Consider the following 16,626-nt stretch of genomic DNA (forward strand, 5'->3'; position numbering starts at 1 on the left):
TATGAAAAATCCTTTGATTAGTGTCATTATTCCAATATATAATGCAGAAAATTATCTAGATGAAACAATACAGTCAGTGTTGAAGCAAACTTATGAGGTTTTTGAACTACTGCTTATAAATCATAATTCAACAGATAAAAGTGTTTCTATTATTGAGGAATATCAGCAGCAAGATAAAAGGATCAAGGTTGTAAATTTGAATATGAACAAAGGCGGACCCGCTTATCCTAGAAATGAGGGTTTAAAAATTGCAAAAGGTGAATATATAGCTTTCTTGGATTCTGATGATGTATGGTTACCGGAAAAGTTAGAAAAACAATTAGCATTTTTACAAAACAATCATGCTGACGTAGTTCATACATTGGCATATGAAATTGATGAAAAATCTGAATTACAAGGAAATTTTGATAATCAAAAACTGGTTAATTTTTTAAAAACTGTTATAAGTATGAAAAATATTATTTATTATATCAATTATATAAATTTAAATTCTGTATTGTTAAAAAAAAGTGCTTTAGTTAATTTTGAAGAAGAGAAAAATTTGATTGCGGTAGAAGATTGGCAACTTTGGATAAAATTAATTAGAAATGAAAAAAAAATTGTTTTACTCAAAGAAAAGCTGTTGAATTATAGAGTTCATAATGCTTCAATTTCAAACAGAGAGACAGATATAGGTTACAGAAAAGCATTGTATTTGCTTTCATTGATTTTTTTAAAAAAAGAGATACCGATGAGACATTATGTATTTAGTTCTTTGTTACAAATTTGTAAGATTATTTTTAAGAGATACAGTTATGCCTAAAAATTTAATTATTGGGAAAAATAGTAATCTTTCTAAAAGAATGAATAAGTATATAGATAATTCCATATTACTGTCTTCAAGAGAAATATTGGAAAATATAAATATTTTACAAGAGTATAAAAATCAAAAAATTAATATTATTTTTAATAACTTTCAACCTGCAACACAGCTAAATAATTTCGATAGCAGTAGTAGTTACATCACTAATGCCATTTTAATTACTTCTTTAGTGCTTGATTACTTTAAAAATGCAGACATCAACAAAATAATATACACAAGTAGCAGTTCTGTATATGGAAATAATATTTTATGTAATGAATCAGATGAATTAAAACCTATGAACTTGCATGCCTCTTTAAAAGTTGCAAATGAGAAATTGATTGAAAAATATTGTAATGAGTATAAGATAGACTATACGATTACCAGGATTTTTAATATGTATGGCGGAAATGATAAATTTTCTGTTGTCAGTAAAATTATAAATGCTCATAAAAACAATCAAGAAATAAAAATAGTAAACAATGGAAATGCCATTAGAGATTTTATACATATTGATGATGTGGTTTTTATATATAGTAAACTGTTAAAGATACAAAATATTAAAATACTTAATGTAGGTACTGGTTTTGGCAGTTCAATAAAAGGGATCTTGGAATTTTTGTCAAATAATCAGATCGAAATTAAAACAAGCAATATATTTAGAGATGAGCTAAAAGTTTCAACCTCTGATGCAAGATTACTGGTTGAAGTGATTCAAAAAAATGATTTTATCAATGTGCAAGAATATTTACAACAAGAATTTAATTTATGAAAAAAATTGTAATAATGGTTACTGTTCCTGTTGTTTTGGAAACTTGGCTAAAAGGACAGGCAAAATTTTTATCTAATTATTATGAAGTTGAAATAGTTACATCATATTCAGATAAAATCCAAAGTATTAAAGAGTATGAAAATGTATCTGTAAAAATAGTGGATTTTAATAGAAAAATTAATATTTTTAAAGATTTAAAAGTTTTGATACAGCTTACAGGGTATCTGTTAAAAAAGAAGCCTTTGATTGTTTATACACTTACTCCAAAAGCCGGATTACTTGGAATGATTTCATCATGGATAACTAGAGTTCCGTATAGACTGCACAGTGTTGTAGGCCTTCCTCATTTGGAAGCGACAGGAATAAGAAAAAAAATATTGACAATAACAGAAAAGACTACATATTTTTTTTCCTCTAAAATATATTGTAATAGCAAAATTTTAACTGCAACAGTTAAAAACATGACAGCGAAAGAGGTTGCTATAATTGGAAATGGTTCAGTTAACGGTGTTGATACCGAGTTTTTTAAAGATAAGTTTTCGGAGAGTCAAAAAAATAAAATCAAGGATAATTTAAAGCTTAAGAAAGATGACTTTATAATAACTTTTGTAGGAAGAATTGTAAAAGATAAAGGCATTAATGAGTTGTTGAGTGTATTTGATTTGTTAAGTGATAAATATCCTAAGATTAAATTATTATTGATAGGCGATTATAAAAATGAATCAGACCCGATTTCTAAACAAAGCCATCAAATAATAAAAGAAAATAATTCTGTAAAATATATAGAATTTCAGGATGATATAAGAAAATATCTTTGCATTACTAACCTATTTGTTCTTCCTTCATACAGGGAGGGACTGCCAAATGTTCTCATAGAAGCAGGTAGTTTTAATATACCACTGCTTGCAACTGATATAAATGGGTGTAATGAAGTAATAAAACACAATATAAATGGAATGCTGGTAAAGAAAAAAGATGAAGTAGATCTGTTCCATGCAATGGAAAAATTTATTATAGATGAAAAATTTTACAATTTTGTTAGATGCAATGTAAGAGATAGTATTGTCAAAAAGTATGATCAAAAATATTTTTGGAATGAACTGTTAGGTGAGTTAAAGAAACTAGACATGGATATATAGATGAAAACTATTTTATTAACAGGGGTAAGAGGTTTTATCGGGAGTTATTTCCAGTTAAAATATTCTCAACACTATAATATAAGAACTTTTTCTTTTTTACAGGAGAATTTTGATGTTTTACATGTAAAGGGCGTTGATGTTGTTGTACATTTGTCTGCTTTGGTACATCAGATGGGTGGAGCGAGTAAAGAGGCGTATGAGAAGATAAATGTTACGCAAACTTTGGATCTGGCTAAAAAAGCAAAAGCATCTGGTGTGAAGCATTTTGTGTTTATGAGCAGTGTGAAAGTATATGGGGAAGAGAGTGATGTTTGTTATACAGAACATAGTACATGTAACCCTCAGGATGAATATGGCAAAAGTAAATTAAAAGCTGAGCGAGAGCTTCAAAAGCTTGAAGATGATGATTTTATAGTTTCCATTATAAGAACGCCTATTGTTTATGGGTATGGGGTGAAAGCTAACATTAAGAATCTTATTAATTTGGTTCATAAAGTGCCTGTGTTGCCTTTTGGAGGAATTGAGAACAGACGCAGTATGATCTATATTGGGAATTTATGTTTTTTTATAGATGCTGTCATTGAACGACAAAAAGATGGCATATTTTTAGTGAGCGATGATAAACCGTTTAGTACCATAAAACTTATAGAGCTTATAGCTGAAAATTTAGGAAAAAAAGTTTATCTTGTTCGGGTGCCGTTTTTTGAGAGTTTGTTGAAGGTTTTAAAGCCATCGTTTCATAAAAGGCTTTATGGGAGTTTGGAAGTTGACAATAAGGATGCAATGAAAAAACTTTTTGGCAAGGCTGAAGCATCGCTTCCGTTTGGTGCGGAGGAAGGGATTGATTTTATGATAAACGGTGAGAAAAGTTTAAAGGACTTAATGATATGAAACTGTACCTAATATTACTCCTGCCATTTGTACTGTTTGCGCAAAAACCACAACTTTTACTTTTGCAAGTCTATAAAGATCAAAATATTACAAATTGGGTAATGAGTGAAAAACTTGATGGAATCCGTGCTTACTGGGATGGGAAACAACTTATAAGTCGTGGAGGAAAGCATATTTATGCTCCAAAGTTTTTTATAAAAGATTTTCCTCCTTTTGAATTAGATGGGGAGTTGTGGAGCAAAAGGGATGATTTTGAAAACATATCTTCTATAGTGCGAGATAAAGTACCATCTGAAAAATGGAAAGAAATTACATATAACATTTTTGAAGTACCTCATGCAAAAGAAGGTCTTTTGAAGCGTTTAGAAAAAGTAAAACCATATGAAAGTGATATCTTACATGTAATAGTTCAAAGAGAGGCGAATTCAAAAGATGAACTTTTTAGATTTTTATCCATAGTAGAATCAAAAGGCGGTGAGGGTGTTGTGGTGCGAGACCAAAATATGGCATATATAGACAAAAGAACATCAAAAGCCTTAAAAGTAAAATCATTTAAAGATGCCGAATGCAGGGTTGTCTCGCTCAACCGTGGCAAAGGAAAACTTGCAAATATGATGGGATCGCTAACCTGTCGTTTAGATAACAACGCAACCTTTAAAATAGGCAGTGGATTTACAAATAAAGAGAGAATGGATCCTCCTAAAGTCGGTGATATTGTAACATTTAAGTACCAAGAGTTTACAAAATACAAAAAGCCAAGATTTCCTGTGTTTTTGAGAGTCAGATATAAAGGAAGCGATCTGTGATCTATATATTTTTATTTTTATTGTCATTTATGCTCACTTATTTTATCAAAAATTATGCCATTGAAAAATCCTTGGTTGCCGAGGTAAATGAACGGAGTTCTCACACGGTGCCTACGCCTCATGGTGGGGGGATTGCTATAGCTGTTACTTGGTTTGTGGGGTTGAGTTATCTTTTTTTCAGGGGAGAGATTGTTTCATCTTTGTATTATGCTTTAATGGCGGGGGTTGTGCTTGCTGTTGTAAGTTACTTGGATGACTTGTATGAACTTTCTCCTAAAGTAAGGCTTGTCACACAGAGCAGTGTCGCTGTTGGTGGGTTAATGGCTCTGGGTGGTTTAGGTAGCTTGGACTTTTGGCTTTTTAGCATTGAAAATCAACTGGTTGCTAATATCATTGCTTTTGTGGCGATTATCTGGTTTATCAATCTTTACAATTTTTTAGACGGAATTGACGGCTATGCCGGAAGTGAAGCCGTTTTTCTTGGAGTTGCCGGTTTTTTACTTTTTGGCGGGGTGCATTTTTTAGTTTTGATTGTGTCTGTGTTAGGATTTTTGGTCTGGAACTGGCATAGAGCGAAGATATTTATGGGAGATGTCGGGAGTACTTTGCTTGGGTATACTGTAGCGATTTTTGCTATATATTATGCAAATCAAGATGCTGTAAATTTATGGATATGGATTATCTTATTTGGCGTGTTTTGGTTTGATGCGACGTATACTTTAGTCAAGCGGTACCTCAATGGAGAAAGGCTTTTGGTGGCACATAAAAAGCATCTATACCAAAGGCTGACGCAGGCCGGATTTTCCCATGACAGAGTTGTGTTTATGGCTATGGGGGCGAATATGGTTTTATTTGTCTTGGCGTATTTTATCAGTCGGCACTGAAGTACCGATTCCGAGAAATTGTTGCATTTGGAATCCGTACTTCAGTGCGGGCGAGAATGCCAGGAAAGTACCGATTTCTGTGAATGTGTACAGTTTTTTGGAACCCACTCTTTATGGTGCGCTGCACATATGGAGTGAAAACTGTGAGTTTACAAATGTGTTATAATGATGTTTATAATAAGAGAGGAAAGTATAGTATGAGCGTATTAAAACTTAAAGATCCAGAGAATAATAAACAGTGCGAATAGATAAAAAAATATTAAACTTTTTAGTAATTATAGTACTCTCTTTTATTACGTTTTGGTGGACATTTTTTATCTATCATATGCCGTTTGAGTTTGAGGTTGTGGCAAGCGTCATCGTCATTCGTATGCTTGCATCACGCTTTATACTGCGAGACTACTCTCTCTCTTGGTCGAAAGCTTCGCAAAAAACTTTTCTTATAAAAAGTGTTGTCTATATTACTGCTTTTTTTGTTTATTTGCCTGTATTTTATGGAAAAGTACGTTTTTCTTTTTTGGCATCAGAACTTTTTTTATATCTTTTTAGCATTAATTTTTTGATGTATGCATACTATTATTTTACCAACAAATCAAAAGTAAAGAAGACAAAATCAGTGGTAATTTACGGTGCAGGGAAGGCTGGAATAAAACTGGCATCCGAGTTTCATGATTCTAAGTATAAAATAGAATATTTTGTGGATGATGACAAGGCTTTGCAAAACCGTTCTGTAGATTCTGTAAATATACTTTCTGAGCAACAGCTCAAAACAGTTATGAAAGATAAAAAGTATGATTTGCTTGTTATTGCCATGCCGTCTGTTCCAAAAGAGCGTATCAGAACGATATATGACAATCTCTCAAATTACTTTGAAGTTATTCAGATTCTTCCTTCTATTGATGAAATTTTAACGGGAAAAAATCTTTCGACACAGTTAAAAGATCTCTCTGTAGAAGATTTGCTTGCACGCCATCCAAAAGATTTGGACAAGCAAAAGATAGAAGAGTTTATAAAAGATAAAACGATTTTAGTGACAGGAGCAGGCGGGAGTATAGGCAGTGAAATATGTCGTCAATGTGAAAAATACGGAGCGAAAAAACTTATACTTTTAGACCACAGCGAATACAATTTGTATGCTATTTTGGAAGAGATTAAGAATGTGGATGCTATACCTGTTATGCAAAGTGTAGTAAATTCGGAACTTTTAGATGAAACATTTCAAAAGTATAAACCTCAGATAGTTATACATGCCGCAGCATACAAACATGTACCGCTTGTTGAATCAAACATATATGAAGGCATCGTTAATAATGTCATAGGCACTAAAAATGTTATAGATACGTCTATAAAGCATGGCGTGCAAAAGTTTGTGATGATATCTACCGATAAGGCAGTGCGTCCTACAAATGTTATGGGAACGACTAAGCGTATTTGCGAACTGTATGCCCAAAATTCAAATGGACAGGGAACAGACATAGTCGCTGTGAGGTTTGGTAATGTTTTAGGCTCTAGCGGAAGTGTTATTCCAAAATTTAAAAAACAGATAGAAGCAGGCGGACCTGTTACCGTAACACATCCTGATATCACACGATATTTTATGTTGATACCCGAAGCCTGTGAACTGGTTTTGCAGGCAGGTGCTATAGGAAGCGGCGGTGAGATTTTCATACTTGATATGGGTGAACCGATAAGGATAGTTGATTTGGCAAAAAAAATGATTGACCTGAGCGGAAGTCAAAACATTGACATTACATATACAGGTTTACGACCGGGTGAAAAACTCTATGAAGAGCTTTTGATAGACGAGAGTGACACAAAAACAGAATATGAATCCATAACCGTGGCAAAACCTACACCGTATGATTTGAAAAGATTGAATGAAGATATAGAAGCACTGCTTACATGTAATGATACGCTGAAAAAACTCAAAGAGATAGTGCCGGAGTTTAATCATCAAACAAATTCCTAAATTATCAAAATTTTAGGTTATTTTAAAATTGTTTGGATAGAATTCTGCCATACATTCCGGATTAGCTCAGCGGTAGAGTAGGTGACTGTTAATCACTTGGTCACTGGTTCGAATCCAGTATCCGGAGCCACTTCTTTTTATGTTATAATTCCTCAACTTTTTAGAGGACTAAAACTTGACAGATACTTCCCACGAAACAAAATTAACACTTCTTTATATTTTTATAGCTTTTGCTTTTTCTATTGGTATGCGCCTTGTTTGGGTATATCATTTTAACGGATATGCACCGTTTTATTTTAACGGGCAGTTTATGATTAATACCAATGATGGTTATGTTTGGGCGGAAGGTGCTCGTGATTTACTTTCCGGAACCGGAACAAATCCGGATGCAAAAGAGTATTTTGATAAATTTCATCAGTTGCATGACCTCTCACCTGTTTCAAGTGCTGCTTCCCAACTTACAGCATTCTTTGCAAAAATCCTGCCTTTTTCCTTTGAGAGTGTTATTTTTTATTTACCGGTATTTTTGAGTTCTCTTGTCGTTATTCCCATCATTTTGATAGCCAAAGCGCTGAAAAATCTTGAGATGGGGTTTATTGCCGCAATATTTGCATCTGTTGCATGGAGTTATTATAACCGTACAATGGCAGGGTATTATGATACCGATATGCTCAACATTGTGCTTCCTATGTTTTTGCTCTGGTCTGTTATTTGGGCGATTAAAACCAATAAAGACATATATCTGCTCTTTACCGCTTTAGATATCCTGGTTTACAGATGGTGGTACCCTCAGTCTTACTCTTTGGAGTTTTCATTTTTCGGATTGATTCTTTTTTATACTTTGGTGTTTGATCGAAAAAATGTATTTAATTATAAACTGCTTGCCATTATGCTGTTTGCTATGATGAATACAGACGGATTGGTTCGTCTGGGTTTTGTTTTAGCCGCTTTTTATACATTTAAGCAGGAAAAATATGATAAGTATATTTACTATATCTTAGGGACTTCAATTATTGCATTTTTTGCAACCGGTGGATTTGATCCGATCTGGTCGCAGTTAAAAGGCTATATTTTTAGAGAGAGTGTCAGTACGGGGACTAAAGGACTGGGACTTCATTTTTTCACGGTAATGCAAACGGTACGAGAAGCAGGGCATATTCCTTTTGAGACTTTTGCAAATCGTATCAGTGGTAATACTGTTACATTTGTCATTTCTTTGCTTGGTTACATGTATCTGCTGTACAAACACCGTATTATGCTCTTTTCACTGCCTCTTGTCGGGCTTGGATTTTTAGCCTATGTCGGTGGACTTCGTTTTACAATCTATGCCGTACCGATTTTAGCTTTCGGCATTGCCTTTTTAATTACGCAGATTGCTTCAAAAATGCCTACGCAGAAGTTGAAAGTTTTAAGCATGAGTGCTTTTACTCTGCTGGTACTGTATCCAAACTATAAACATATAGAGGCGTATAAAGTACCTACTGTTTTTAATGCGAATGAAGTGAAAGTTTTAACAGCCCTGGGAAAAAAAGCAAGTCGTGAAGATTATGTTGTAGCATGGTGGGACTATGGCTATCCAATTCGATACTATGCAGATGTCAAAACTTTGGCCGATGGCGGAAAACACAGTGGAAGCGTGAATTTTCCTGTGAGTTTTATGCTGACACACACACAGGAAGAGGCTGCAAAAATGGCACGGCTTGATGTAGAGTATACGGAAAAAACATACGATTTTGGAGATAAAAACAAGAAAGAGATAGAAGACAAAAATATTACAGTTTTTTCAAACATCGAACAGATGACAAAAGATTACGGATACAAAGATACAAACGAATTTTTAAAGAGTTTGCAGTCTGATATTAAACTGCCGAAAAAAACAAAAGATATCTACTTTTATCTGCCTTTCAGAATGATAAATATCTACCCGACTGTCACACTTTTCTCAAATTTGAATTTAATGAACGGAGACAAAGGCAGGCAGCCATTTTTCTTTGTAAGCAGAAATTTTAAAGATATTGGCAACAAAATTCAATTGGCACAAAATGTATTTTTAGACAAAAGAACTCTGCAGCTTACTCTTGGAAATAAAACATTGCCGATAAGACGTTTTGTGCAAACTTACTATGACAAAAATATGAAACTACACAAACAGGTACAGGTTATCAATCTTTCCTCAAATTTAAATATTATTTTTATGAAAAACTATAATACTTTTTTAATAGTGGATGAACAGACATATAATTCGCTCTATATACAACTGATGGTGCTGGAAAATTATGATAAAAAACTTTTTGAACCTGTGATATTAACACCACAGGCTAAAGTATATAAATTGAAAATATAAGAATTAAAGAACAGTCGGCACTAAAGTACCGATTCCGGGAAGTATTCAGTCTTTAGGAACCCATCCTTTAGGGTGGGCTGAGAGTGACAGTAAGCAACAACAGTCGGCATTAAAGTACTGATTCCTGGAGATGTGCAGCTTTTTCGAAATCCGTACTTCAGTACGGGCTGAATTTAAGTAAATATAATCAAAGGTTTACTATAATCATTTCATTAAAACAAAGGATTCTCTTGCAAACAACAATCAGAAAATGTCTTTTTCCGGCGGCAGGCTACGGGACAAGATTTTTGCCGGCTACAAAAGCGATACCAAAAGAGATGCTCCCCGTCCTTACAAAACCGCTTCTTCAATACGGGGTGGAAGAAGCAATAGAAGCGGGGCTTACTACTATGGCAATCGTTACGGGGCGTGGGAAACGTGCAATTGAAGATCACTTTGATGTTTCTTATGAACTTGAACATCAGATTAAAGGTACTGCAAAAGAGAGTTATTTGCAAGAGATAAGAAAAGTAATAACAACCTGCACCTTTTCCTATACGCGACAAGTTGAGATGAAAGGGCTTGGACATGCCATACTGACAGGTGAAACTCTTATCGGAAAAGAACCTTTTGCCGTCATACTTGCGGATGATTTATGTGATAATGAGAGTGCGGGTGTTTTAGCGCAGATGGTAGAACTTTACGAAAAATACAAGTGCTCTATCGTTGCTGTCGAAGAAGTACCTTATGAAGATACTAACAAATACGGTGTGGTAGCAATAGAAGAGCAGCCCGCACTGAAGTACGGGTTCCGGGAAGATGAATCAGATGCAGGTGAGACAAGGAATCCAAACATTAGTCTAGGCGACAAGAATATTGAAGGTGAGATACGAAACCCAGACTTTAGTCTGGGCGATAAGGCTTTTAAAATTACAGATATGGTAGAAAAACCATCTCCGCAGGACGCTCCGTCCAATCTGGCCATTATAGGCAGGTACATCCTGACTCCGGATATATTTGATATTTTGCGTGAAACAAAACCGGGAAAAGGCGGAGAGATTCAAATTACAGATGCCCTGTTACAGCAGGCAAAGGAAGGTCGTGTAATCGCCTATAAGTTTCAGGGAAAACGTTTTGACTGCGGCAGTGTCGATGGTTTTGTTGCTGCTACCAACTATTTTTACAACAAGAGTAATGCGTGACATATACTCATAATTTTAATCCGACTATTTCAGATGAAGATGTTTTTAATGAAATTCTAAAAGAAAAGAGCTCTATCGGTTATTATACACTGCCGCTTCAAGATACATCTGTTTATAAAGAGTATGCCAAAACAGTGAAACAAACTAATATAGCCGTTATCGGTATCGGTGGAAGTACCCTTGGTACCTATGCTGTTTATAAATTTTTAAAACACTCAAAAGATTTAAGGAAAAAACTTTTTTTTCTTGAAACTACAGACCCTATTGATATCAAATCAAAAATTGAAAATATTGATTTGGAAGATACGCTTTTTATAGTGATTTCAAAATCCGGGACAACTTTGGAAACAATTGCATTGTTTAAGTATATAAACTCTTTGGTTACATGTAACAGAGAAAACACCGTGATTGTCAGTGAGAACGATTCCAAATTAAGTGATTATGCCCGTATACACAGCATGAAAATTTTTGAGATTCCGAAAAATGTGGGAGGACGCTTTTCTGTGTTTTGTGCAGTCGGTTTACTGCCTTTGGCGATAGTGGGTATAGACATAGATGCATTGTTGTCCGGTGCGAGAAAAGTACATGATGAGTTTTTTGGGACTCATAAAGAGCAGCCCGCACTGAAGTACGGGTTCCAGGGTACCTCTGCAACCGCTACTTCAGTGCCTCTTCATAACGATGACACAGGCAATATCTCCGGAACTGCTACTTCAGTTCCCCTCCACAACGATGACACAGGCAATATCTCCGGAACTGCTACTTCAGTTCCCCTCCACAACGATAACGCAGGTAATATCTCCGGAACCGCTACTTCAGTGCCTCTCCACAAAGATGACACAGGTAATATCTCCGGAACCGGTACTTCAGTGCCGGCTGACAATGGCATAAATATTAAACAACGCCTTTTAAAAAAAGCCCGATTTTTAGTCGAATACAAATACAATTACAACATAAATGTAGTCTTTTCCTACTCCTCACGCCTTGAAGGTTTCAACAAGTGGTATATTCAGCTTTGGGGAGAAAGTCTCGGTAAAATTGATATAAACAATACACGTCAGGGATTGACACCTATCGGTATTATCGGTCCGATTGATCAGCACTCGTTTTTACAGCTTATCATCGAAGGCAGACGAGATAAAACGGTAACTGTCATCAAGGTGGAAAATTTTGACAATGATTTGAAAATTCCGGATGTAAAACTGGAAGGGCTTGAAGAGTTACAATATCTTAATAATATTCCTTTTTCCGAATTGATAAACAAACAGGCGGATGCAACGATAGAATCAATAAACAACCAAAAAGACATCCCGTGTGATGTGATAACAATAGACGGTGTTTGTGAAAGTGCCATTGCCGCTTTGATGTATGAATATGAACTGTTGACTTCCCTGTGTGCAAAACTGATGTATATTGATGCCTACAATCAACCCGGTGTTGAAAACGGCAAAATTATTTTGAAAAAAAAATTAAAACAAGACAGAAATGATGACAGCTTGCAATAAAAACAAGAGGCTGATTTTTTATACACTCAGTTTTTATATGCTACAATCAGGAAAAAATATTTGAGTAGGATATATGCAAAAAACAATAAAACTTTTACAAAAAAATGATGAACTCACAACAATAGATACTGAACTCGATATATATCTTGAAATTCCGCATCTGGCTTATGCCGAAGTAAAAAAAGAAGACGGCGGCAAAGCACTGCTTTTTACCAATGTTGTTGATAAAAAAAACGGTAAAAAATTTGAAGAACCGGTCATGATGAACCTTTTTGGATCTTACAGGCGTTGTGAGCTGCTTTTTGGACGAACTATTGAGTCTGTGGCAGATGAAATTACAAAACTGCTGCATATGAAACCGCCCGTAGGCTTCAAAGAGAAAATTTCTATGGCAAGTGAACTCTTTTCACTCAAAAATATTTTTCCAAAACGTCTCAAAGGCGAGGGAGAATGCCAGCAGATAAAATATTTAAAAGATGCAATAGATTTATATAAATTACCGCTCCTGACAACCTGGGAACAAGACGGCGGACCATTTATAACAATGGGCCAGGTGTATACGCAGAGTCTTGACGGCGAAATGGTAAACCTTGGTATGTATAGGCTGCAGGTATATGATAAAAATCATTTGGGCATGCACTGGCAGATACATAAGGATTCTTCACACTTTTTTGACCAGTATCAAAAAGCCGGCAAAAAAATGCCTGTAAGTATAGCTGTAGGGGGAGATCCTTTGTATACCTGGTGCGCAACTGCTCCTCTGCCTTATGGCGTGAATGAACTTTTAATGTATGGATTGATTACCAAAAAGCCTGCACAGCTTGTAAAATCTTTGACAACGCCTTTGTATATTCCCAAAGATGTGGATTATGTAATAGAGGGCTGGGTTGATCCTGATAATCTGAAAATTGAAGGTCCGTTTGGTGACCATACAGGATACTACACTTTGGAAGAACCTTACCCTGTGATGGAAGTTTCAGCGATAACGATGAAGCAAAAAAGAACTTTTTTAGCTACTGTTGTCGGAAAACCGCCGCTTGAAGACAAATATATGGGTTGGGCAACAGGAAAAATTTTCTTTCCTTTGCTTAAAACAACTGCTCCTGATTTGCTGGATTACCACATGCCGGAAAATGCAGGTTTTCACAACCTGATACTTGCAAAAATGCAGCCACTTTACAAAGGACATGCAAAACAGTTTATGCATGCTTTTTGGGGTGCCGGACAGATGAGCTTTGTCAAACATGCCATTTTTGTTGATGAAAAAGCACCAAAACTGGAGAACTATGAAGCTTTTGCCACATATGTTCTGAATCGTTTTACTCCTAAATCACTATTTATTACAGAAGGTATCCTGGATGCGCTTGACCACTCATCTCCTGAGACTTTGGTAGGCGGAAAGCTTGGCATAGATGCTACTGGTGCAGACAGCGTTGAAGCGCCTCAGCTTTTGGGAGATGCAGAACTTCTCAATAGAGTAAAAGAGCTCATTCCTGATGTTGTAGATTTGCATCAGTTTATGCAGCGCACAAACAACCCTGTTACAGTCATCAGTGTAGATAAAAAAAGAAATGTAAAAGAGTATTTTGATGATTTGCTGGTATTGAGTACACATGTAAGAGTGGTTGTATTTGTTGATGCTGAAAAAAATGACATACGGAACTCTTATATGCTGATTTGGCGTGTCACGAACAATATGGATGCACTGCGTGATGTATATACATCGGGACTCATGGTAGGTATTGACGGTACAAATAAAAATTCCTTGGATAATTTTACAAGAGAATGGCCTGATGATGTCGAATGTACACAGAGTGTTGTTGAAAAGCTAAAAGAAAAAGGAGTCTGGAGTCTGGACGAAAAACTCGTCGGTAAGTTTCAATTATAGAATTTTTTGTGTTTTATGTGATAAATTTTATCACTGTAAGGAATATATAATAATTTCTAATGTAATATCAATGAAAGATATTTCACTTCAGGAAAAGTATATGAAAAAAATTTTATTAATTGCACTTTCTTTGGCTTTTTTGACGCTTTCTTCGTCAAATGCTGCTATTTACAAAGGGCAGCGTGTTTTTATTAAAAAATGTTTAAAGTGTCATGACTCCGGACAGAATTTTGTTGCAAAGTATAAAATGAAAAAATGGAAAAAGCTTATGCGAAAGAAAGGCAAAGCTTTGGCAGAAATCCACCTGAAAAGTGAAAAAGCCAAAAAATCATGGAAATATTTTAAGAGTAAAAAATATGCCAGAAAATCAAAACATTTGAAACAGTTTTTAGTTGAATATGCCAAAGACAGCGGGAATGTTCCTGCCTGTAACTAAATAAAATGAAGCATAATCGCTTCATTTTATTTTTCTCTCTTTGTAAAACTCTTCTTTTTAGATAAAATAGCAAACTTTTTAATATTATTTATGAAACAAACGAAGGAAAAACTATGGAAAAAATGTGGTCAGGCCGTTTTTCGGCATCTGCTTCAAATCTTTTAGATCAATTTAATGCCTCGATAATGTATGATCGGAAGTTATACCGTGAAGATATAGAGGGCTCCCTTGCACATGCCCAGATGCTTGCAAAACAGGGTATATTAACGCAAGATGAACTAAGGCAGATTCAAGAAGGTTTGGCTCAGGTAAAAAAAGAGATTGAGTCAGGCGAATTTGAGTGGAATATTTCTGACGAAGATTTGCATATGGGCATAGAAAAACGCCTGACGCAAATTATAGGAGATACCGGGAAGAAGTTGCACACAGCAAGAAGCAGAAACGACCAGGTTGCTGTTGATTTTCGTCGTTATGTTCTGCGAAAAAATCTTGAAATTGCGAAACTTGTGAAACTTTTAATGAAAGAGATTGTGGGTGTCGCAGAAAAACATACAGAGACGCTTTTACCGGGTATGACACATTTGCAGCATGCACAGCCTATTAACTTTGCGTTTCATCTTGGAGCGTATTTGGCAATGTTTCAACGTGATATTGAGCGGTTTGAAAGTTCGTATGAACGAAACAATGTGTCACCGCTTGGATGTGCCGCTCTTGCGGGAACACCGCATAATATTGACAGACAATACAGCGCAGAACTTTTGGGTTTTGAACGTGTGAGTGTCAATTGTCTCGATACCGTGAGTGACAGAGACTTTGCTCTTGAAATTCTTTTTAATATATCGACGATGATGATGCATATTTCCCGTTTGAGTGAAGAGTTGGTTCTCTGGTCCTCTTATGAATTTGGATTTATAGAACTGAGTGATGAATATTCCACAGGAAGTTCAATAATGCCGCAAAAGAAAAATCCGGATGTTCCAGAACTGCTTCGCGGAAAAACAGGCCGTGTTTATGGTGCACTGGTCGGACTTTTGACGGTTATGAAAGGTCTGCCTCTTGCCTACAACAAAGACACGCAAGAAGACAAAGAGGGTGTATTTGACGCAGTAGAGACGGCTGAAATCTCTTTGGAAATTTTAAAAGAAGCGATAAAAACAATGCAGGTAAAATCGCAAAATATGCATTCTGCCTGTAAGGTAGGGCATCTCTCGGCAACAGACCTGGCTGACTATTTGGTTGAAAAATGCAATATTCCGTTTCGTGAAGCCCATTTTATTACAGGAAAAGCAGTGGCCAAAAGTGAAGAACTTGGCATTGATTTAAGTGAAATTGCATTAAAATATTTGCAGGAAATTGATGAGAGAATTTCTGAAGATGTCCTTGATTTTCTTGTGCTGGAAAATTCTATGAATGCCAGAAAATCCCAAGGCGGTACGGCAACACTAAGAACACAGGAACAACTGGACTATTTTAAAAAATATTTGGAGGAGCAATAAAAAATGAAAGTAAGCGTATCACACAAAGAAGGAATGAAGTTTGAGGCAAAAACCGAGAAAAGCAGTTTTATTATAGACTGTCCGGTAATTTCACCTGTTGAGTATTTCTTGGCAGGTATCATTACATGCAGTGCAACTGACTTGATACTGATACCGAAAAATCAGGGAAAAACAGTCACTGATTTAGTGGTAGACGGTGATGTGGTTCGTGCGGAGGATCATCCTCGTAAATTTGTAAAATTGCATTTGACCTACAGTTTTAATTCGGATGCAGATGATGTAACAGCGGCAAGATGGGTAATGGCTTCGGTTGAAACGTATTGTTCTACTATCAACACTATTCGAGATACAACAGAGATTTCCTACTCCATCACACATAACGGCAAGCTGATTCGTGAAAATGAAAAAATGATCAGCGGCGGCGGAGCGAAAATAGATATGGGCGAAATCGAGTCTTGCCCAAGCTAGAGAGTT

14 protein-coding genes and 1 tRNA gene are annotated in these 16,626 nt (G+C 35.6%); all 15 read left to right on the forward strand.

Annotated features, from left to right (window positions below; translation table 11 throughout):
• Position 1: 1 nt before the first annotated feature.
• Positions 2-802 (forward strand): glycosyltransferase family 2 protein, encoded by an 801-nt coding sequence (locus MNY28_RS00455; RefSeq protein WP_346388554.1) that lies wholly within the window; start codon positions 2-4, stop codon positions 800-802.
• The gene (locus MNY28_RS00460) at positions 795-1,613 is read left to right on the forward strand and encodes an SDR family oxidoreductase (RefSeq protein WP_346388555.1); all 819 of its coding nucleotides are present in this window, start codon (positions 795-797) and stop codon (positions 1,611-1,613) included. Before MNY28_RS00455 ends, MNY28_RS00460 begins: the two co-directional genes overlap by 8 nt.
• Positions 1,610-2,752 (forward strand): glycosyltransferase family 4 protein, encoded by a 1,143-nt coding sequence (locus tag MNY28_RS00465; protein ID WP_346388556.1) that lies wholly within the window; start codon positions 1,610-1,612, stop codon positions 2,750-2,752. Before MNY28_RS00460 ends, MNY28_RS00465 begins: the two co-directional genes overlap by 4 nt.
• Positions 2,753-3,643, forward strand: coding sequence for an NAD-dependent epimerase/dehydratase family protein (locus MNY28_RS00470; RefSeq protein ID WP_346388557.1), 891 nt, complete (start codon positions 2,753-2,755; stop codon positions 3,641-3,643).
• Positions 3,640-4,449: a DNA ligase gene (locus tag MNY28_RS00475; protein WP_346388558.1), complete on the forward strand. Its 810-nt coding sequence runs from the start codon at positions 3,640-3,642 to the stop codon at positions 4,447-4,449. The genes MNY28_RS00470 and MNY28_RS00475 overlap by 4 nt, the downstream gene beginning before the upstream one ends.
• Positions 4,446-5,333, forward strand: coding sequence for a glycosyltransferase family 4 protein (locus MNY28_RS00480; protein ID WP_346388559.1), 888 nt, complete (start codon positions 4,446-4,448; stop codon positions 5,331-5,333). The genes MNY28_RS00475 and MNY28_RS00480 overlap by 4 nt, the downstream gene beginning before the upstream one ends.
• A 238-nt stretch (positions 5,334-5,571) precedes the next feature.
• On the forward strand, positions 5,572-7,302 hold the full coding sequence (locus MNY28_RS00485; protein WP_346388560.1) for a nucleoside-diphosphate sugar epimerase/dehydratase: 1,731 nt from the start codon (positions 5,572-5,574) through the stop codon (positions 7,300-7,302).
• Between the two features lie 55 nt (positions 7,303-7,357).
• A tRNA-Asn gene (locus MNY28_RS00490) sits at positions 7,358-7,432 on the forward strand.
• Between the two features lie 45 nt (positions 7,433-7,477).
• Positions 7,478-9,646 (forward strand): STT3 domain-containing protein, encoded by a 2,169-nt coding sequence (locus MNY28_RS00495; RefSeq protein WP_346388561.1) that lies wholly within the window; start codon positions 7,478-7,480, stop codon positions 9,644-9,646.
• A 230-nt stretch (positions 9,647-9,876) separates the two neighbouring features.
• Entirely contained in the window at positions 9,877-10,827 is a 951-nt protein-coding gene (locus tag MNY28_RS00500) for a UTP--glucose-1-phosphate uridylyltransferase (RefSeq protein ID WP_346388562.1), read from the forward strand.
• Positions 10,824-12,332 (forward strand): glucose-6-phosphate isomerase, encoded by a 1,509-nt coding sequence (locus tag MNY28_RS00505; protein WP_346388563.1) that lies wholly within the window; start codon positions 10,824-10,826, stop codon positions 12,330-12,332. Before MNY28_RS00500 ends, MNY28_RS00505 begins: the two co-directional genes overlap by 4 nt.
• Positions 12,333-12,405: 73 nt before the next feature.
• Positions 12,406-14,220 (forward strand): menaquinone biosynthesis decarboxylase, encoded by a 1,815-nt coding sequence (locus MNY28_RS00510; protein ID WP_346388564.1) that lies wholly within the window; start codon positions 12,406-12,408, stop codon positions 14,218-14,220.
• Positions 14,221-14,320: 100 nt separating this feature from the next.
• Positions 14,321-14,656, forward strand: a complete 336-nt coding sequence (locus MNY28_RS00515) for a cytochrome C (protein ID WP_346388565.1) — start codon at positions 14,321-14,323, stop codon at positions 14,654-14,656.
• Positions 14,657-14,769: 113 nt separating this feature from the next.
• Positions 14,770-16,152, forward strand: a complete 1,383-nt coding sequence (gene argH, locus MNY28_RS00520; protein WP_151900679.1) for an argininosuccinate lyase — start codon at positions 14,770-14,772, stop codon at positions 16,150-16,152.
• 3 nt (positions 16,153-16,155) lie between these two features.
• Positions 16,156-16,620, forward strand: a complete 465-nt coding sequence (locus tag MNY28_RS00525) for an OsmC family protein (protein ID WP_151900678.1) — start codon at positions 16,156-16,158, stop codon at positions 16,618-16,620.
• The last annotated feature ends 6 nt before the right edge of the window (positions 16,621-16,626 follow it).

The organism is Sulfurimonas sp. NWX367 (genome assembly GCF_039667065.1).
Lineage (GTDB): Bacteria > Campylobacterota > Campylobacteria > Campylobacterales > Sulfurimonadaceae > Sulfurimonas > Sulfurimonas hydrogeniphila.

Coding starts and splice junctions, on each gene's coding strand:
- MNY28_RS00475 (WP_346388558.1), top strand. CDS start 3,640: ATGAAACTGTACCTAATATTACTCCTGCCATTTGTACTGTTTGCGCAA.
- MNY28_RS00525 (WP_151900678.1), top strand. CDS start 16,156: ATGAAAGTAAGCGTATCACACAAAGAAGGAATGAAGTTTGAGGCAAAA.
- MNY28_RS00515 (WP_346388565.1), top strand. CDS start 14,321: ATGAAAAAAATTTTATTAATTGCACTTTCTTTGGCTTTTTTGACGCTT.
- MNY28_RS00460 (WP_346388555.1), top strand. CDS start 795: ATGCCTAAAAATTTAATTATTGGGAAAAATAGTAATCTTTCTAAAAGA.
- MNY28_RS00455 (WP_346388554.1), top strand. CDS start 2: ATGAAAAATCCTTTGATTAGTGTCATTATTCCAATATATAATGCAGAA.
- argH (WP_151900679.1), top strand. CDS start 14,770: ATGGAAAAAATGTGGTCAGGCCGTTTTTCGGCATCTGCTTCAAATCTT.
- MNY28_RS00465 (WP_346388556.1), top strand. CDS start 1,610: ATGAAAAAAATTGTAATAATGGTTACTGTTCCTGTTGTTTTGGAAACT.
- MNY28_RS00510 (WP_346388564.1), top strand. CDS start 12,406: ATGCAAAAAACAATAAAACTTTTACAAAAAAATGATGAACTCACAACA.
- MNY28_RS00470 (WP_346388557.1), top strand. CDS start 2,753: ATGAAAACTATTTTATTAACAGGGGTAAGAGGTTTTATCGGGAGTTAT.